The 19,747-nt window shown below is 66.1% G+C and carries 6 protein-coding genes, 1 tRNA gene and 3 rRNA genes; 9 read left to right on the top strand and 1 reads right to left on the bottom strand.

Going from position 1 to position 19,747, the window contains the following annotated elements:
* Positions 1–27 precede the first annotated feature (27 nt).
* The 5 genes from OHT77_RS12405 (at position 28) to OHT77_RS12385 (ending at position 6,142) form a co-directional block, all read left to right on the top strand.
* Positions 28–1,553: ribosomal RNA gene (locus tag OHT77_RS12405) — 16S ribosomal RNA — on the top strand.
* 309 nt (positions 1,554–1,862) lie between these two features.
* Positions 1,863–4,986, top strand: a 23S ribosomal RNA gene (locus tag OHT77_RS12400).
* Positions 4,987–5,077: 91 nt separating this feature from the next.
* Positions 5,078–5,194, top strand: a 5S ribosomal RNA gene (gene rrf, locus OHT77_RS12395).
* The 16S, 23S and 5S rRNA genes sit together here, the layout of an rRNA operon.
* A gap of 113 nt (positions 5,195–5,307) precedes the next feature.
* Complete coding sequence (locus tag OHT77_RS12390) at positions 5,308–5,970, top strand: DegT/DnrJ/EryC1/StrS family aminotransferase (RefSeq protein ID WP_328834223.1); 663 nt, start codon at positions 5,308–5,310, stop codon at positions 5,968–5,970.
* Between the two features lie 96 nt (positions 5,971–6,066).
* Positions 6,067–6,142: transfer RNA gene (locus OHT77_RS12385), tRNA-Thr, on the top strand.
* 54 nt (positions 6,143–6,196) lie between these two features.
* On the opposite strand, the gene OHT77_RS12380 is transcribed toward OHT77_RS12385, so the two are convergent.
* Positions 6,197–8,947: a SpoIIE family protein phosphatase gene (locus OHT77_RS12380; protein WP_328828347.1), complete on the bottom strand. Its 2,751-nt coding sequence runs from the start codon at positions 8,945–8,947 to the stop codon at positions 6,197–6,199.
* Positions 8,948–9,325: 378 nt separating this feature from the next.
* Between OHT77_RS12380 and OHT77_RS12375 the strand changes: the two genes are divergently transcribed.
* The 4 genes from OHT77_RS12375 to OHT77_RS12360 all read left to right on the top strand — a co-directional run bounded on the left by OHT77_RS12375 (position 9,326) and on the right by OHT77_RS12360 (position 19,703).
* Positions 9,326–14,788: a HAMP domain-containing protein gene (locus OHT77_RS12375; protein ID WP_328828346.1), complete on the top strand. Its 5,463-nt coding sequence runs from the start codon at positions 9,326–9,328 to the stop codon at positions 14,786–14,788.
* 286 nt (positions 14,789–15,074) lie between these two features.
* Positions 15,075–15,758 (top strand): response regulator, encoded by a 684-nt coding sequence (locus tag OHT77_RS12370; RefSeq protein ID WP_033287121.1) that lies wholly within the window; start codon positions 15,075–15,077, stop codon positions 15,756–15,758.
* Between the two features lie 123 nt (positions 15,759–15,881).
* The gene (locus OHT77_RS12365) at positions 15,882–18,590 is read left to right on the top strand and encodes a DNA translocase FtsK (RefSeq protein WP_328828345.1); all 2,709 of its coding nucleotides are present in this window, start codon (positions 15,882–15,884) and stop codon (positions 18,588–18,590) included.
* Between the two features lie 252 nt (positions 18,591–18,842).
* Positions 18,843–19,703, top strand: coding sequence for a helix-turn-helix domain-containing protein (locus OHT77_RS12360; RefSeq protein ID WP_328828344.1), 861 nt, complete (start codon positions 18,843–18,845; stop codon positions 19,701–19,703).
* Positions 19,704–19,747: the final 44 nt, after the last annotated feature.

Genomic DNA, 19,747 nt, shown 5'->3' with positions numbered 1-19,747 from the left:
GATGTATCACCGGATAACCGGTACACATTCACGGAGAGTTTGATCCTGGCTCAGGACGAACGCTGGCGGCGTGCTTAACACATGCAAGTCGAACGATGAACCACTTCGGTGGGGATTAGTGGCGAACGGGTGAGTAACACGTGGGCAATCTGCCCTGCACTCTGGGACAAGCCCTGGAAACGGGGTCTAATACCGGATAACACTTCGGGCCTCATGGTCTGTGGTTAAAAGCTCCGGCGGTGCAGGATGAGCCCGCGGCCTATCAGCTTGTTGGTGAGGTAATGGCTCACCAAGGCGACGACGGGTAGCCGGCCTGAGAGGGCGACCGGCCACACTGGGACTGAGACACGGCCCAGACTCCTACGGGAGGCAGCAGTGGGGAATATTGCACAATGGGCGAAAGCCTGATGCAGCGACGCCGCGTGAGGGATGACGGCCTTCGGGTTGTAAACCTCTTTCAGCAGGGAAGAAGCGAAAGTGACGGTACCTGCAGAAGAAGCGCCGGCTAACTACGTGCCAGCAGCCGCGGTAATACGTAGGGCGCAAGCGTTGTCCGGAATTATTGGGCGTAAAGAGCTCGTAGGCGGCTTGTCACGTCGGGTGTGAAAGCCCGGGGCTTAACCCCGGGTCTGCATTCGATACGGGCTAGCTAGAGTGTGGTAGGGGAGATCGGAATTCCTGGTGTAGCGGTGAAATGCGCAGATATCAGGAGGAACACCGGTGGCGAAGGCGGATCTCTGGGCCATTACTGACGCTGAGGAGCGAAAGCGTGGGGAGCGAACAGGATTAGATACCCTGGTAGTCCACGCCGTAAACGGTGGGAACTAGGTGTTGGCGACATTCCACGTCGTCGGTGCCGCAGCTAACGCATTAAGTTCCCCGCCTGGGGAGTACGGCCGCAAGGCTAAAACTCAAAGGAATTGACGGGGGCCCGCACAAGCAGCGGAGCATGTGGCTTAATTCGACGCAACGCGAAGAACCTTACCAAGGCTTGACATACACCGGAAAGCATTAGAGATAGTGCCCCCCTTGTGGTCGGTGTACAGGTGGTGCATGGCTGTCGTCAGCTCGTGTCGTGAGATGTTGGGTTAAGTCCCGCAACGAGCGCAACCCTTGTCCTGTGTTGCCAGCGTGCCCTTCGGGGTGACGGGGACTCACAGGAGACCGCCGGGGTCAACTCGGAGGAAGGTGGGGACGACGTCAAGTCATCATGCCCCTTATGTCTTGGGCTGCACACGTGCTACAATGGCCGGTACAATGAGCTGCGATACCGTGAGGTGGAGCGAATCTCAAAAAGCCGGTCTCAGTTCGGATTGGGGTCTGCAACTCGACCCCATGAAGTCGGAGTTGCTAGTAATCGCAGATCAGCATTGCTGCGGTGAATACGTTCCCGGGCCTTGTACACACCGCCCGTCACGTCACGAAAGTCGGTAACACCCGAAGCCGGTGGCCCAACCCCTTGTGGGAGGGAGCTGTCGAAGGTGGGACTGGCGATTGGGACGAAGTCGTAACAAGGTAGCCGTACCGGAAGGTGCGGCTGGATCACCTCCTTTCTAAGGAGCACTTCTAACCGAGTTCGCTCGGTCAGAGGCCAGTACATCGGCGAATGTTCGATGCTGGTTGCTCAAGGGTGGAACGTTGATTATTCGGCCGGTATCACGGGTCGGAGACTGCAAGTACTACTCGCAAGAGTGTGGAAAGCACGATCTCCGGACGGATCCTGGCCGGGCACGCTGTTGGGTGTCTGAAGGTACGGCTGTGAAGCTGCCTTCAGTGCCGACCCCAGTGAACTTGCCTGTAAGGGCAGGGTGATGGGTGGTTGGTCGTTGTTTGAGAACTGCACAGTGGACGCGAGCATCTGTGGCCAAGTTTTTAAGGGCGCACGGTGGATGCCTTGGCACCAGGAACCGATGAAGGACGTGGGAGGCCACGATAGTCCCCGGGGAGTCGTCAACCAGGCTTTGATCCGGGGGTTTCCGAATGGGGAAACCCGGCAGTCGTCATGGGCTGTCACCCTTGCCTGAACACATAGGGCAAGTGGAGGGAACGCGGGGAAGTGAAACATCTCAGTACCCGCAGGAAGAGAAAACAACCGTGATTCCGGGAGTAGTGGCGAGCGAAACCGGATGAGGCCAAACCGTATGCGTGTGAGACCCGGCAGGGGTTGCGTATACGGGGTTGTGGGATCTCTCTTTCACAGTCTGCCGGCTGTGAGGCGAGTCAGAAACCGTTGATGTAGGCGAAGGACATGCGAAAGGTCCGGCGTAGAGGGTAAGACCCCCGTAGTCGAAACGTCAACGGCTCGTTTGAGAGACACCCAAGTAGCACGGGGCCCGAGAAATCCCGTGTGAATCTGGCGGGACCACCCGCTAAGCCTAAATATTCCCTGGTGACCGATAGCGGATAGTACCGTGAGGGAATGGTGAAAAGTACCGCGGGAGCGGAGTGAAATAGTACCTGAAACCGTGTGCCTACAAGCCGTGGGAGCGTCGCGTTGCATGCTTGCATGCAACGTCGTGACTGCGTGCCTTTTGAAGAATGAGCCTGCGAGTTTGCGGTGTGTTGCGAGGTTAACCCGTGTGGGGAAGCCGTAGCGAAAGCGAGTCCGAATAGGGCGATTTAGTAGCGCGCTCAAGACCCGAAGCGGAGTGATCTAGCCATGGGCAGGTTGAAGCGGAGGTAAGACTTCGTGGAGGACCGAACCCACCAGGGTTGAAAACCTGGGGGATGACCTGTGGTTAGGGGTGAAAGGCCAATCAAACTCCGTGATAGCTGGTTCTCCCCGAAATGCATTTAGGTGCAGCGTCGTGTGTTTCTTGCCGGAGGTAGAGCACTGGATAGGCGATGGGCCCTACCGGGTTACTGACCTTAGCCAAACTCCGAATGCCGGTAAGTGAGAGCACGGCAGTGAGACTGTGGGGGATAAGCTCCATGGTCGAGAGGGAAACAGCCCAGAGCATCGACTAAGGCCCCTAAGCGTACGCTAAGTGGGAAAGGATGTGGAGTCGCAGAGACAACCAGGAGGTTGGCTTAGAAGCAGCCACCCTTGAAAGAGTGCGTAATAGCTCACTGGTCTAGTGATTCCGCGCCGACAATGTAGCGGGGCTCAAGCGTACCGCCGAAGTCGTGTCATTCCAGCAATAAGCCCCAACGGGTGCTGGGATGGGTAGGGGAGCGTCGTGTGCCGGGTGAAGCTGCAGCGGAAGCTAGTGGTGGACGGTTCACGAGTGAGAATGCAGGCATGAGTAGCGATACACACGTGAGAAACGTGTGCGCCGATTGACTAAGGGTTCCTGGGTCAAGCTGATCTGCCCAGGGTAAGTCGGGACCTAAGGCGAGGCCGACAGGCGTAGTCGATGGATAACCGGTTGATATTCCGGTACCCGCTGTGAAGCGTCAAACATCGAGCATCGTGATGCTAAGGCCGTGAAGCCGTTCCGGACCCTTCGGGGAATGGAAAGTGGTGGAGCCGCCGGCCCAAGCGGTTAGTAGGTGAGTGATGGGGTGACGCAGGAAGGTAGTCCATCCCGGGCGGTGGTTGTCCCGGGGTAAGGGTGTAGGACGTGGTCTAGGCAAATCCGGATCACACATAGTCTGAGACCTGATGCCGAGCCGATTGTGGTGAAGTGGATGATCCTATGCTGTCGAGAAAAGCCTCTAGCGAGTTTCATGGCGGCCCGTACCCTAAACCGACTCAGGTGGTCAGGTAGAGAATACCGAGGCGTTCGGGTGAACTATGGTTAAGGAACTCGGCAAAATGCCCCCGTAACTTCGGGAGAAGGGGGGCCATCACTGGTGATTGAATTTACTTCATGAGCTGGGGGTGGCCGCAGAGACCAGCGAGAAGCGACTGTTTACTAAAAACACAGGTCCGTGCGAAGCCGTAAGGCGATGTATACGGACTGACGCCTGCCCGGTGCTGGAACGTTAAGGGGACCGGTTAGTCACTCTTCGGGGTGGCGAAGCTGAGAACTTAAGCGCCAGTAAACGGCGGTGGTAACTATAACCATCCTAAGGTAGCGAAATTCCTTGTCGGGTAAGTTCCGACCTGCACGAATGGCGTAACGACTTCTCGACTGTCTCAACCATAGGCCCGGTGAAATTGCACTACGAGTAAAGATGCTCGTTTCGCGCAGCAGGACGGAAAGACCCCGGGACCTTTACTACAGTTTGATATTGGTGTTCGGTTCGGCTTGTGTAGGATAGCTGGGAGACTGTGAAGCTCACACGCCAGTGTGGGTGGAGTCGTCGTTGAAATACCAGTCTGGTCGTGCTGGATGTCTAACCTGGGTCCGTGATCCGGATCAGGGACAGTGTCTGATGGGTAGTTTAACTGGGGCGGTTGCCTCCTAAAGAGTAACGGAGGCGCCCAAAGGTTCCCTCAGCCTGGTTGGCAATCAGGTGTTGAGTGTAAGTGCACAAGGGAGCTTGACTGTGAGACCGACGGGTCGAGCAGGGACGAAAGTCGGGACTAGTGATCCGGCGGTGGCTTGTGGAAGCGCCGTCGCTCAACGGATAAAAGGTACCCCGGGGATAACAGGCTGATCTTCCCCAAGAGTCCATATCGACGGGATGGTTTGGCACCTCGATGTCGGCTCGTCGCATCCTGGGGCTGGAGTCGGTCCCAAGGGTTGGGCTGTTCGCCCATTAAAGCGGTACGCGAGCTGGGTTTAGAACGTCGTGAGACAGTTCGGTCCCTATCCGCTGCGCGCGCAGGAACATTGAGAAGGGCTGTCCCTAGTACGAGAGGACCGGGACGGACGAACCTCTGGTGTGCCAGTTGTTCTGCCAAGGGCATGGCTGGTTGGCTACGTTCGGGAGGGATAACCGCTGAAAGCATCTAAGCGGGAAGCCTGCTTCGAGATGAGTGTTCCCACCCCCTTGAGGGGTTAAGGCTCCCAGTAGACGACTGGGTTGATAGGCCGGATCTGGAAGCCCAGTAATGGGTGGAGGTGACCGGTACTAATAGGCCGAGGGCTTGTCCTCAGTTGCTCGCGTCCACTGTGTTGGTTCTGAAACCACGAACAACCCCATTGCCATGGTCACGGTGATGGTGCGGTTGTCTGTTTCATAGTGTTTCGGTGGTCATAGCGTGAGGGAAACGCCCGGTTACATTCCGAACCCGGAAGCTAAGCCTTACAGCGCCGATGGTACTGCAGGGGGGACCCTGTGGGAGAGTAGGACGCCGCCGAACAAATTTTGAAAGGGTTGGATCCTGAACTTCGGTTCGGGGTCCAACCCTTTTTTGTTGTGCGTCACTTGAAGTTCACGTTGCGCAATCACCATCCGAGCATGGGTACTGCTGTAATGCTCAGGGCCGCAGGCGTCGGCCTCGGTGACGAGGTCGTCGTGCCGGCGTTCGGGAACGTGGAAGTCGCCGAGGCCGTCACCCTCGCGGGTGGCCTGCCGGTGTTCGCCGACATAGATCCGGTGACGTACTGCCTGGACGCCTCCGCTGTCGAAGCGGCCGTAACTCCGCGTACCGCGGCGATAGTTGTCGTACATCGATTCGGGCGGTCCGCCGATGTGGCGCGGCTGCTCGGGGTCGGGCAGCGGCATGGGCTGCTGGTGTTGCAGCAGGGGGAGTCCGAGGCGCCGTACGACGAAGTCGCTCAGCGGCGGGAGCGGGCTGCGTATCTTGACGCGAAGTTGCGGGGGGTGCGGACGCCCGATGGTGGGGACGGGCACACCTACCAGCAGTACGTCGTGCGGGTGCCGGGGAACGGGCGGCCGGATCGGGACGCCTTCGCTCGGGCCGTGCGTGGCAGGGGAGTTGAGTGCCGGGTGCCGGTGAAGACTCCTGTGCACAGGCTGCCGGAGTACCGGAGGTGTGTGGCGCTGCCGGAGACCGAGCGGGCCGCGGACGAGACGCTCGCGTTGCCGGTCGACGCCTCGTTGACGAAGCGGGAGATGCAGAGGATCGTTTCTGCGTGCAACGCGCTCGGGGGTCTGTTGCAGCCCGCTTTCTGATCGAGTCGGGGCCGGGAGACGGTGGTTGGGCGCACGGGCCTGTTCGGGGTATGATTCTTTTCGTCGCCGCGAGGGAAACCTCGGGAAAGCGACAAGGCCCTCTTAGCTCAGTCGGTAGAGCGTCTCCATGGTAAGGAGAAGGTCAACGGTTCGATTCCGTTAGAGGGCTCCAGACATCAGAAGGCCCCGCCCAATTGGGCGGGGCCTTCTGCGTGTTCGGGGTCCGTCAGTCCTTCTGGAGGCCCGGGACGCGCATGGCCAGGATCGCCATGTCGTCGGACGGGGCGTCGGAGGCGAAGCGTTCGACCGCGCGCATGACGCGGGCGGCGACCGCGCCGGCCGTGAGACCCGTACAGGTCGTGAGGACGTCGGTGAGGCCGTCGTCGCCCAGCATGCGGGTGCCCTCGCGGCGCTCGGTGACGCCGTCGGTGACGCACAGGAGGACGTCTCCGGGGTCGAGGGTGACCGTCTGCTCGTAGAGCTCCAGGTCGTCCATGACGCCGAGGAGGGGCTGGGGTTCGGCGGCGGGTTCGACCGTGCCGTCCTGGCGGAGGCGGAGCGGGAGGGGGTGGCCCGCGCAGACCACCTTCAGTTCGGCGCTGCCGTCCTCCTGGGGCCACAACTCGCCGTAGAGGAGCGTCAGGAAGCGGCTGCGGGCTCCCTCGTCGAGGATCGCGGAGTTGAGGCGTTCCAGGACGGCGGGGCCGCCGAAGCCCTCCCTGGCGAGCAGGCGGAGGGCGTGGCGGGCCAGGCCGGTGACCGCGGCGGCCTCCGGGCCCGTGCCGCAGACGTCGCCGATGGCGAAGCCGTAGACGCCGTCCCGGATGGGGAACAAGTCGTAGAAGTCGCCGCCTACTTCGTTGCCCTCGCCGGCCGCGCGGTAGATGACCTCGACCTCGACGCCCTCGATGTGCGGGAGGTCGGGGGGCAGGAGGCTGCGCTGGAGGGACTGGCTGATGGCCGTGCGCTCCGAGTACAGGCGGGCGTTGTCGAGGGCGAGGGCGGCTCGGCGGCTCAAGTCCTCGGCCAGTTCCAGGATTTCCTGGCGGAAGTGTTCGTCGGTGGGCTTGCCGAGGGTGAGCATGCCGATGACGCGGTTGCGGGCGACCAGGGGGAGGACGACCGTCTCGCCGCCCACCGCGGACGCCGTGGCGAGAGTCGGGCCGATGCCCGAGCTGACGCGGCGGGTGGGTTCGCCGAGGCCGAGGCTGCGCATGGAGGTGCGCAGGGCGGCCTGGTGGGCGGCCTCGGCGGGGGCGGCCCAGACGCGGGCGCCGGGGGTGGGGACCGGGTCCGGAGGAGCGATCTTCGAGAGCAACGACTTGATGCCGTCGATGAGTTCCTCGTCCTCGTGGAGGACATAACTGAGGTACGGGTCCGAGGACTGGTCGGCGATCGTGTAGACCGCGCACCAGGTGGCCAGGGTCGGGACCGTCATCTGGGCCATCAGGGCGAGGGTCTGGTCGCGGTCCAGGGTGCCCGCGAGGAGGTCGGAGGCCTCGACCAGGAAGCTGAGCGAGCCGCGGCGCAGGCGTTCCAGTTCGCCCAGGCGGGCCGACTCGACCGCCAACGCGATGCGGTCGGCGGCGAATTGAAGCCGTAGGGCCTCTTCGTTCGAGTATCTGTTGGGGGCCTCGGCGGCGACTCCGAGGGAGCCGGTGAGGCGGCCCTCCACCTTCAGGGGGACGGTGACGACCGAACGCATTCCGGTGCCGCTCAGCAGCGGTACGGCGCCGGGGACGGCCTGGAGGTCCTCGTGGACGGCCGGCATGCGGGCGGAGCCGTAGCGGCCGGGGCCCGCCTCGACGGGCACGCGCGCGAAGCGCTGGCGGGCGGAGGGCAGGCCGGTGGAGGCGCGGACCTCCAGCTCCGTCTCGTCGTCGGTCGCAAGGAGCAGGAAGGCGGAGTCGCCGTCGAGCATGTCGCGGGCGCGCTCGACCGTGCGCTGGAGGAGACCGTCGAGGTCGTCCGGCGCGGGGGAGCCGATGAACACCTCGAAGGGGTCGGTGTTCTGGCCGTCCCCCGTGGACGCCGCGTCGGGGGCGGGGCCGCGCAACGGGGTCTGGAGAACCGCGCGTTCGTGGTCCCTCACCAGGAGGCACACGGTTGACGGCTCGCCGTCCGTGTCGCGGACGCGGAGGTGGGAGGCGTAGACCGGGGTCACGCGGCCGTCGGCGCCGCGGATGCCGTAGGTGCCCTCCCAGCGGGAGAGGCGGAGGGCCTCGGCGATGCCGGTGCTGGTGCCGGGGGTGTGCGGCCAGGCGGCGAGGTCGGTGAGGGGCTTGCCGGTGACCTGCTCGGCGGCGTAGCCGAAGAGTTCCTCGGCGTCCTCGTTCCAGGACGTGATGGAGCCCGCGCGGTCGATCTGGACGACCGCGACGCGGACCCTGCCGTCGGCGAGGGGGAGCAGGGCGGCCGGGAGGGACGGGCCGGCCGCGCGGGTGCCCACCGGGCGTGCGGGGAGGTCGAGTTGGAACCAGACCAGCTTCTGGGTGGGCGTGTAGTCGACGCCCCAGCGGCTGGCCAGGGCTGCGCACAGCTGGAGGCCGCGGCCGCCCTCGCGGTCGGGACTGCTCATGGAGATCGCGGCCCCCTGGAGGGGGATCTCGCGCTCGGGGTAGTGGTCGGCGACCTCGATCCGCACGCCGTCGTCACTCCGTAGGCACAGAACATCCGCGGCCGTGCCCGCGTGCACCACGGCGTTGGTCACCAGCTCGCTGGTGAGGACCACGGCGTCGTCGACGATGTCGGCGAAGCCCCAGCCCTGGAGGGTGTCGCGGACGAAGGACCGCGCGGTGGCGACCGATCGTCCGACGGGTTCGAAGCTGGCGGCCGCGCGCGCGGTGATCACAGAACTCCTCGGCCTGTCGTCGGCGGGCAGGTCACCATGGCCGATCGGCGCCTGCCGGGGCACCGGCTGGTCTCCGGTCGGCGGGGGATCCTGAGGCGTTCCCCCAGGATGCAGTCCGGTGGTCATGGTGCGGTGCCCCTCCGATGCCTGCCCGCTCGTGCTCGTGCCACCGCCCAGGCCGGACGGAACCGGCGCGGCTGGACAGCCGCATGCAAGGTTACTTACCTTCACCGTCCATGCGGATGCCGGTCCGCAGTGTTTCCGTCCGGAGGGTGTGCGGACGATGTGCGAAGCTGCCGAACTGTTATGGCCTGGTTCAGGCAGGGTGAAACACTGGGCAGGATTCTGGTGAAGGTCCGGGCAGGCTGGGTGTCTTCCGTGCATGGAGGGCGCCGGGCCCTGTTGAAGCCCGGTAAACCGGGCAGGGATACGCGGCGGTAGCTGATACGCCGAGCATGGCACACGGGCACAGCGGTAACGGTCGACCCCTTCGGGAGGGACACAGTGGAGTCTGGCGCAGCGACGCGGGCCACCAAGACGCGCGCGAAAGGCGGACAGTCCCTGAAGAACCAGCGCAAACCGCGCAATGGGACCACGGAGGTGGACGCAGCCTCCCTGGACCGGCTGCTGACGGCTCTGGTCTCCATGCGGGACGGGAACTTCCGCAAGCGGCTCACGGTGTCCGGCGACGGCGTGATGTCGGAGATCGCCGCCGTGTTCAACGAGGTGGCCGACCGCAATCTGCACCTCACCGGTGAGCTGTCCCGGGTACGGCGCATGGTGGGGCGTGAGGGAAAACTCACGGAGCGGCTCGAGACGGGCGCCTGCGAGGGTTCCTGGGCCTCGGCCATCGATGCCTCCAATGCTCTCGTGGACGACCTCGTACGGCCCGTCTCCGAGGTCGGACGGGTGCTGTCCGCGGTGGCCGAGGGTGATCTGTCGCCGCGCATGGAGCTGCGGACGCAGGCGCCGGACGGGACCGGGCACCCGCTGCGCGGGGAGTTCCTGAAGGTCGGGCGGACCGTCAACAACCTGGTCGACCAGCTGTCGACGTTCACCGACGAGGTCACGCGCGTGGCCAGCGAGGTGGGTACCGAGGGCAAGCTCGGCGGGCAGGCACGCGTGCGTGGCATGTCCGGCTCGTGGAAGGACCTCACGGAGTCGGTCAACACGATGGCGTACCGGCTGACGGCCCAGGTGCGGGACATCGCCCTGGTGACGACGGCGGTCGCCAAGGGCGACCTGTCGCGCAAGGTCACCGTCCATGTCGCCGGCGAGATGCTGGAGCTCAAGAACACCGTCAACACGATGGTGGACCAGCTGTCGTCCTTCTCCTCCGAGGTGACGCGCGTCGCCCGCGAGGTGGGCACCGAGGGCGAGCTGGGCGGCCAGGCGCAGGTGCCGGGTGTGGCCGGGGTGTGGAAGGACCTCACCGACTCGGTGAACATCATGGCCGGCAACCTGACGGCCCAGGTGCGCGGGATCGCGCAGGTGACGACGGCGGTCGCCAACGGTGACCTGTCGCAGAAGGTGACCGTGTCGGCGCGGGGCGAGGTCGCCCAGCTCGCCGAGACGATCAACCAGATGACCGAGACGCTGCGGACGTTCGCGGACGAGGTCACGCGCGTGGCCAACGAGGTCGGTGCCGAGGGGCAGCTCGGCGGGCAGGCGAACGTGCCGGGTGCGGCGGGAACGTGGAAGGACCTCACCGATTCGGTGAACACGGTCTTCCGGAACCTGACCATCCAGGTGCGGGACATCGCCGCCGTGACGACGGCCGTGGCGAGCGGTGACCTGTCCCAGAAGGTCACCGTGAACGTGGCCGGCGAGATGCTGGAACTGAAGAACACCGTCAACGGGATGGTCGACCAACTGTCCTCGTTCGGCGCCGAGGTCACACGCGTGGCGCGCGAGATCGGTGTCGAGGGTGAACTGGGCGGCCAGGCACAGGTGCCGGGCGCGGCCGGTACCTGGAAGGACCTGACGGACTCCGTCAACACGGCGTTCCGCAACCTCACCGGACAGGTGAGGAACATCGCGCAGGTGACGACGGCCGTGGCCAACGGCGACCTGTCGCAGAAGGTCACCGTCGACGTGTCCGGCGAGATGCTGCAGTTGAAGAACACCGTCAACACGATGGTGGACCAGCTGTCGTCGTTCGCCGACCAGGTGACCCGGATGGCCCGTGACGTGGGCACCGAGGGCCGGCTCGGCGGCCAGGCGCGCGTGGACGGCGTCTCGGGCACCTGGAAGGAGCTCACCGACTCCGTCAACTCGATGGCAGGGAACCTGACTTCCCAGGTGCGCAACATCGCCCAGGTGACCACGGCCGTGGCCCAGGGCGACCTGTCCCAGAAGATCGACGTGGACGCGCGCGGCGAGATCCTGGAGCTGAAGAACACCATCAACACGATGGTCGACCAGCTCTCCGCCTTCGCGGACCAGGTGACCCGGGTGGCCCGCGAGGTGGGCACGGAGGGCCGCCTGGGCGGGCAGGCGCAGGTGCCGGGCGTGGCCGGTGTGTGGCGGGACCTCACCGACTCGGTGAACGGCATGGCCGGCAACCTCACCGCGCAGGTCCGCAACATCGCCCAGGTGGCCACCGCGGTGGCCCGGGGTGACCTGTCCCAGAAGATCACCGTGGACGCGCGCGGGGAGATCCTGGAGCTGAAGAACACCCTGAACACGATGGTCGACCAGCTGTCCTCGTTCGCCGAGGAGGTCACGCGTGTGGCCCGCGAGGTGGGCACCGAGGGGCAGTTGGGCGGGCAGGCCGAGGTGCAGGGTGTCTCCGGCACCTGGAAGGACCTCACGCAGTCGGTGAACTTCATGGCGAACAACCTGACCATCCAGGTGCGCCAGATCGCCGAGGTCACGACCGCCGTCGCCAAGGGCGACCTCTCCAAGAAGATCACCGTCGACGCGAAGGGCGAGATCCTCGAGCTCGTCACGACCGTCAACACGATGGTCGACCAGCTGTCGTCCTTCGCCGAGCAGGTGACCCGGGTGGCCCGCGAGGTGGGCACCGAGGGCATCCTGGGCGGCCAGGCGCACGTACCGGGTGTCACGGGCATCTGGAAGGACCTCAGCGGCAACGTCAACCTGATGGCCAACAACCTGACCGTGCAGGTGCGGAACATCTCCCAGGTCGCGGCGGCCGTCGCCAACGGCGACCTGACCCGGACGGTGACGATCGAGGCGCGCGGTGAGGTCGCGCAGCTCGCCGACACCTTCAACACCATGGTGAAGACGCTGAGTTCGTTCGCCGACCAGGTCACCAAGGTGGCCCGTGAGGTGGGTACGGACGGCATCCTCGGTGGTCAGGCGCGCGTGCCCGGGGTGGCCGGCACGTGGAAGGACCTCACCGAGTCGGTGAACGGGATGGCGTCCAACCTGACCGGTCAGGTGCGCAACATCGCGATGGTCACCACGGCCATCGCCAAGGGCGACCTGACCAAGAAGATCGACATCGACGCCCGGGGCGAGATCCTCGAACTGAAGACGACGATCAACACGATGGTCGACCAGCTGTCGAGCTTCGCCGAGGAAGTGACCCGGGTGGCCCGCGAGGTGGGCACCGAGGGGCAGCTCGGCGGTCAGGCACGCGTGCGTGACGTCGACGGCACCTGGCGCGACCTCACCGAGTCGGTGAACGAGATGGCCGGGAACCTGACCCGGCAGGTGCGTGCCATCGCGCGCGTGGCGACCGCGGTGACCCGCGGCGACCTCAACCTGAAGATCGACGTCGACGCGGCCGGCGAGATCCAGGAACTGCAGGACTACATCAACAAGATGATCGCCAACCTGCGCGACACCACGATCGCCAACAAGGAGCAGGACTGGCTCAAGGGCAACCTCGCCCGCATCTCCGCGCTGATGCAGGGCCGCCGCGACCTGGACGACGTCGCCTCGCTGATCATGAGCGAGCTGACACCGGTGGTCTCCGCGCAGCACGGCGCGTTCTTCCTCGCGCTGCCGCTCGCGGACGCCGAGGGCGAGGACGCGTACGAACTGCGCATGCTCGGGTCGTACGGCTACTCCATGGGCTCCATGCCGACCTCGTTCAGGCCCGGTGAGGCGCTGATCGGGACGGCCGCCCAGGAGCGGCGCACGATCCTCGTGGAGAACGCGCCCAGCGGGTACCTGAAGATCTCCTCGGGGCTCGGGGAGGCGCCGCCCGCGCAGGTGATCGTCCTTCCGGTGCTGTTCGAGGGGAAGGTGCTCGGCATCATCGAGCTGGCCTCCTTCACGCCGTTCACGCACATCCAGAAGGACTTCCTCAACCAGATCGCCGAGATGATCGCGACCAGCGTCAACACCATCTCCGTCAACACCAAGACGGAGGTGCTGCTGAAGCAGTCGCAGGAGCTGACCGAGCAACTCCGCGAGCGGTCGGCCGAGTTGGAGAACCGGCAGAAGGCACTCCAGTCCTCCAACGCCGAACTGGAGGAGAAGGCCGAGCTGTTGGCCCAGCAGAACCGCGACATCGAGGTGAAGAACACCGAGATCGAGGAGGCGCGGCAGGTCCTGGAGGAGCGCGCCGAGCAGCTCGCGGTGTCGATGCGCTACAAGAGCGAGTTCCTCGCCAACATGTCGCACGAGCTGCGCACACCGCTCAACTCGCTGCTGATCCTGGCCAAGCTGCTCGCCGACAACGCGGAGGGGAACCTCTCCCCGAAGCAGGTCGAGTTCGCCGAGACCATTCACGGCGCCGGGTCCGACCTGCTCCAGCTGATCAACGACATCCTGGACCTGTCGAAGGTCGAGGCGGGCAAGATGGACGTGTCCCCGACCCGCATCGCGCTCGTCCAGCTCGTCGACTACGTAGAGGCCACTTTCCGCCCGCTGACCGCCGAGAAGGGCCTCGACCTGTCGGTCCGGGTGTCGCCGGAACTGCCCGCCACGCTCCACACCGACGAGCAGCGACTGCTCCAGGTGCTGCGCAACCTGCTGTCCAACGCGGTGAAGTTCACCGACTCCGGGGCGGTCGAACTGGTCATCCGGCCGGCCGGCGCCGATGTGCCGGTGGCGATCCGGGAGCAGCTCCTGGAGGCCGGGTCGCTGCGGGACGCGGACGCCGACCTGATCGCGTTCTCCGTGACCGACACCGGGATCGGGATCGCCGGCAGCAAGATGCGGGTCATCTTCGAGGCGTTCAAGCAGGCGGACGGTACGACCAGCCGCAAGTACGGCGGTACGGGCCTCGGGCTGTCGATCTCCCGGGAGATCGCCCAGCTGCTCGGCGGTGAGATCCACGCGCAGAGCGAACCGGGCCGCGGATCGACCTTCACGCTGTATTTGCCGCTGCACCCCAGCGAACTGCCCCCGCAGGGCTACCAGCAGCTGCCCGCGCTGGAGGCGGGCGACCTGGTGGCGTCGGCGGCGGAGCTCGCCGAGCTGCCGGAGCGGAGCGAGGTGGGCATCGAGACGCCGGCCGAGGTGAAGTCGTACCACGAGACGCAGAACGGTGCCGCCGCGCTCTTCAGGCGCCGCCGCAGGGCGGTCGAGCAGTCCACCCAGCTCGGGGAGACCGTGCGCGACCAGTGGGCGTCCGAGGAGTCGGCGCCGAGCCCGCGCCGGGGCATCCGGTTCGGCGGGGAGAAGGTGCTGATCGTCGACGACGACATCCGCAACGTCTTCGCGCTGACCAGTGTCCTGGAGCAGCACGGCCTGTCCGTGCTGTACGCCGAGAACGGCCGTGAGGGCATCGAAGTCCTGGAGCAGCACGACGATGTGACGGTCGTTCTGATGGACATCATGATGCCGGAGATGGACGGCTACGCGACGACGACGGCGATCCGCAGGATGCCGCAGTTCGCCGGGCTGCCGATCATCGCGCTGACCGCGAAGGCGATGAAGGGCGACCGGGAGAAGGCGATCGAGTCCGGAGCCTCGGACTACGTGACCAAGCCGGTCGATCCCGATCACCTGTTGTCGGTGATGGAGCAGTGGATGCGGCCGGAGTGACGAAATCGACCGGACCTGACGGGAAAGCGGTGGGAACGCCGCGGGGAACGTTCGGTGTGCACGCGGAGTTGCTGACTCAGTGTGGCCGAAGCCGTGTAGAAGCACGGGATTCGGGGAACCTTCTGGTCTCCCGCTACGTTTCTGCTACGTGCACAGTGACATCGCGGTGACAGGGTGTGGCGACAGGCGGGGTGCGGCTACCATGACCGGCACAAGGACGGGCGGCGCAAGAGAGTCGTCCCCTGGGGCGGCGCCCGGTGCACATCCGGGGCGAGGAGGGCGGGCCATGGTGCAGAAGGCCAAGATCCTCCTGGTCGATGACCGGCCGGAGAATCTGCTGGCGCTGGAGGCCATCCTCTCTGCGCTCGATCAGACACTGGTTCGGGCATCGTCCGGGGAGGAAGCGCTCAAAGCACTGCTCACGGACGACTTCGCGGTCATTCTGCTGGACGTCCAGATGCCAGGCATGGACGGTTTCGAAACCGCCGCGCACATCAAGCGACGGGAGCGGACCCGGGACATCCCGATCATCTTCCTCACCGCGATCAACCACGGCCCGCACCACACCTTCCGGGGTTACGCGGCGGGCGCGGTCGACTACATCTCCAAGCCGTTCGACCCGTGGGTGCTGCGCGCGAAGGTCTCGGTCTTCGTCGAGCTGTACATGAAGAACTGCCAGCTGCGGGAGCAGGCGGCGCTGCTGCGGCTCCAGTTGGAGGGCGGCGGCAAGCCCGCGGCCGGTGCGGCCAAGGAACCGGCCGGACTGCTCGCCGAGCTGTCGGCGCGGCTCGCGGCCGTCGAGGAGCAGGCGGAAGCGCTGTCCAAGCAGCTCGACGACGAGTCGGCGGACGCTGCCGCAGTGGCCACCGCGGCCCATCTCGAACGCAAACTCACCGGCCTGCGCAGGGCACTCGACGCCCTGGAGCCGGGCACCGGCAGCGGAGCACCATCGGTCCCGTCGCAGAACTGACGTCCGCCGCGGGCGCAGTTGTGCGTGAGCGAGCGTCAGTTCCCCGTCCCGTACGGGCGACACGAACGGGTGAAGCAGTGGGCACACGTGTCCGCTGCCGTCTCCACAGGTAACCTCACACCTATGGCCTCACGTCCCTCCGCAGCCAAGAAGCAGCCCGCCAAGAGGGCTGCTCCGGCGAAGGCTCCGGCGAAGAAGGCCGCTGCGAAACGGGCCCCGGCGAAGAAGGCGGTCGCCAAGAAGACCGCGCGCCCCGCGCCCCGGCCGGCGCCCAGCCCCACCGGAGGCATCGTCCGGCTCGTGCGCGCCGTCTGGCTCGGCACCGCGCACGCCGTCGGCGCCGTGTTCCGCGGCATAGGGCAGGGGGCGAAGAACTTGGACCCGGCCCACCGCAAGGACGGCGTCGCGCTGCTGCTGTTCGGCCTCGCGCTGATCGTCGCCGCCGGCACCTGGGCCGATCTGCGCGGCCCGGTCGGCGACCTCGTCGAGATCCTGGTGACCGGCGCCTTCGGCCGGCTCGACCTGCTCGTGCCGATACTGCTCGCGGTGATCGGCGTGCGCTTCGTCCGCCATCCCGAGAAGCCCGAGGCCAACGGCCGCATCGTGATCGGCCTCTCGGCGCTCGTCATCGGCGTGCTCGGCCAGGTCCACATCGCGTGCGGCGCGCCCGCCCGCAGCGACGGCATGCAGGCCATACGGGACGCCGGCGGCCTCATCGGCTGGGCGGTGGCGACCCCGCTGACGTACACCATGGGCGAGGTCCTCGCCGTACCCCTGCTGGTGCTGCTCACGATCTTCGGGCTGCTGGTCGTCACGGCCACGCCCGTCAACGCGATCCCGCAGCGGCTGCGGCTGCTCGGCGTGAAGCTGGGCATCGTCCACGACTTCGACCGCGAGGACGAGTTCGCCGGCGAGGACGACGAGCGCTACGACGAGCAGTGGCGCGAGGCCCTGCCCGCCCGCCCGCGCAGGCGCGGGAGCGCCCCCGAGGCCTACGACCCCGACAGCGCGGAGCAGGACGCCCTCACGAAGCGCCGGAGCCGCCCCCGGCGCTCCGCGGTGCCCCAGCCCGACATGAACCGCCCCATGGACGCCGTGGACGTCGCCGCGGCCGCCGCGGCGGCGCTCGACGGTGCCGTCCTGCACGGCATGCCGCCCTCGCCGGTCGTCGCCGACCTCACCCAGGGCGTACGGGTGGGAGGCGACCGCGAGGACACCACCCCGACGCCCGTCCCGGCCCCCGCCGCGCGCCCCAAGCAGGAGAAGCTCAAGGGCGAGGTCATGGACCTCACCAAGGCGCCCCCGGAGGAACCCCGCGACCTCCCGCCGCGCGCCGAGCAGCTCCAGCTCTCCGGCGACATCACGTACTCGCTGCCCTCGCTCGACCTCCTCACGCGCGGGGGCCCCGGAAAGGCACGCAGCGCCGCGAACGACGCCGTCGTCGCCTCCCTGACGAACGTCTTCTCCGAGTTCAAGGTCGACGCGGCCGTCACCGGCTTCACGCGCGGGCCGACGGTCACGCGCTACGAGGTCGAGCTCGGCCCCGCCGTCAAGGTCGAGCGGATCACCGCGCTCACCAAGAACATCGCCTACGCCGTCGCCAGCCCCGACGTGCGGATCATCAGCCCGATCCCCGGCAAGTCCGCGGTCGGCATCGAGATCCCGAACACGGACCGCGAGATGGTCAACGTCGGCGACGTGCTGCGCCTCGCGGACGCGGCCGAGGACGACCACCCGATGCTCGTGGCGCTCGGCAAGGACGTCGAGGGCGGCTACGTCATGGCCAACATGGCGAAGATGCCGCACATCCTGGTGGCCGGCGCCACCGGCTCCGGCAAGTCGTCCTGCATCAACTGCCTGATCACGTCGATCATGTGCCGGGCGACCCCCGAGGACGTCCGCATGGTCCTCGTCGACCCCAAGCGCGTCGAACTGACCGCCTACGAAGGCATCCCGCACCTGATCACGCCCATCATCACCAACCCGAAGAGGGCCGCCGAGGCGCTCCAGTGGGTCGTACGCGAGATGGACCTCAGGTATGACGACCTCGCCGCCTTCGGGTACCGGCACATCGACGACTTCAACCAGGCGATCCGCGACGGCAAACTGAAGACCCCGGAAGGCAGCGAGCGGGAGCTCAAGACCTATCCGTACCTCCTGGTGATCGTTGACGAGCTGGCCGACCTGATGATGGTCGCGCCGCGGGACGTCGAGGACTCGATCGTGCGCATCACGCAGCTCGCGCGCGCGGCCGGCATCCACCTGGTGCTCGCGACCCAGCGCCCGTCCGTCGACGTGGTCACCGGTCTCATCAAGGCGAACGTGCCCTCCAGGCTCGCGTTCGCGACCTCGTCCCTGGCCGACTCCCGGGTCATCCTCGACCAGCCCGGCGCCGAGAAGCTCATCGGCAAGGGTGACGGCCTGTATCTGCCGATGGGTCAGAACAAGCCCACCCGTATGCAGGGCGCGTTCGTCACCGAGGACGAGATCCACGCCGTCGTACAGCACTGCAAGGACCAGATGACGCCGGTCTTCCGGGACGACGTCACCGTGGGCACCAAGCAGAAGAAGGAGGTCGACGAGGAGATCGGCGACGACCTCGACCTGCTGTGCCAGGCGGCCGAACTGGTCGTGTCCACGCAGTTCGGGTCGACCTCGATGCTCCAGCGCAAGCTGCGCGTCGGCTTCGCCAAGGCCGGGCGGCTCATGGACCTCATGGAGTCCCGGAACATCGTTGGACCCAGCGAGGGCTCCAAGGCACGTGACGTTCTTGTGAAGGCCGACGAGTTGGATGGCGTGCTCGCGGTGATCCGCGGGGAGTCTGAAGGGTAGGCGTCCGCCGAAAGGATGCGACCGTGACTCACCCGTTAGAGATCGTCGGGCAACCGTTTCCCTTTGCCGTACGTCAAGTTGAGCGAGAAGACAGATCGGGCTCCCACCATGGGGTCCGTGTCTGCCTCGCCGTCGGGCGCTCCTTCCATACCGATGGCGTACAAAGTCCCACCGCCCGGTTGCCCCACCCTTCAGTACCCCCCCTAGACTGAATTTCCAGCACAGGCGGCTACACGCTCGAAAGGCGCCCCCGTGTCCATCGGCAACTCCCCTGAAGACGACCGTCCGTTCGAAGACGGCCGATCCGAAGACGGCCATGAGGAAGAAGTCCGCCCTTCCGTCGGCCGAGCCCTGCAGCAGGCACGTATCGCCGCCGGACTGACCGTCGACGACGTCAGCAGTGCCACCCGGGTCCGCATCGCCATCGTGCACGCCATCGAGGCCGACGACTTCACGCCCTGCGGCGGTGACGTCTACGCGCGCGGGCACATCAGGACCCTCGCCAGGGCCGTCCACATCGATCCGGCCCCGCTCCTCGCCCGCTACGACGACGACCACGGCGGGCGTCCCGCGCCGACGCCGGCGGCGCCCCTCTTCGAGGCGGAACGTATCCGCCCGGAGCGCCGCGGCCCCAACTGGACCGCCGCCATGGTCGCCGCGATCGTCGCGGTGATCGGTTTCGTCGGGTTCACCGCGGTCAAGGGCGGCGACAGCGACAGTGACGCCGCGTCACAGGTCACCCAGGGCACCACGCCCTCCGCCAGCAAGCCCGCCAAGCCGAAGCCGTCGAACAGCGACTCCGCCACGCCGAAGTCGGACCCCTCCGACAGTGCCATCGCCGCCGCGCCGCAGGACAAGGTGACGGTCCAGGTGAGTGCGGTCGACGGCCGCAGCTGGATCTCCGCCAAGGACCACAACGGCCGGATGCTCTTCGACGGACTCCTCAAGAAGGGCGAGTCGAAGACCTTCCAGGACAGCTCGAAGGTCAATCTGATCCTCGGCGACGCCGGGGTCATCCAGCTCTACGTCAACGGCAAGAAGATCGAGGACGACTTCCAGCCCGGAGCTGTGGAGCGCCTCACTTACACCAAGGGCGACCCCGAGGTCGGCTGAGGCCTCCAGGCCGGTCCACCGGTCCGACAGGGTGCTTGTTCAAG

Origin of the sequence: Streptomyces sp. NBC_00252 (assembly GCF_036187565.1) — a bacterium.
Classification (GTDB): domain Bacteria; phylum Actinomycetota; class Actinomycetes; order Streptomycetales; family Streptomycetaceae; genus Streptomyces.
The sequence above is the reverse complement of the archived record's forward strand: the minus strand, read 5'-3'. Positions and strand labels throughout refer to the sequence as shown.

What these genes read in the sequence shown, in the direction of transcription:
- OHT77_RS12390 (WP_328834223.1), top strand. Translation starts at nt 5,308, where the DNA reads ATGCTCAGGGCCGCAGGCGTCGGCCTCGGTGACGAGGTCGTCGTGCCG.
- OHT77_RS12380 (WP_328828347.1), bottom strand. Translation starts at nt 8,947, where the DNA reads ATGACCACCGGACTGCATCCTGGGGGAACGCCTCAGGATCCCCCGCCG.
- OHT77_RS12370 (WP_033287121.1), top strand. Translation starts at nt 15,075, where the DNA reads ATGGTGCAGAAGGCCAAGATCCTCCTGGTCGATGACCGGCCGGAGAAT.
- OHT77_RS12365 (WP_328828345.1), top strand. Translation starts at nt 15,882, where the DNA reads ATGGCCTCACGTCCCTCCGCAGCCAAGAAGCAGCCCGCCAAGAGGGCT.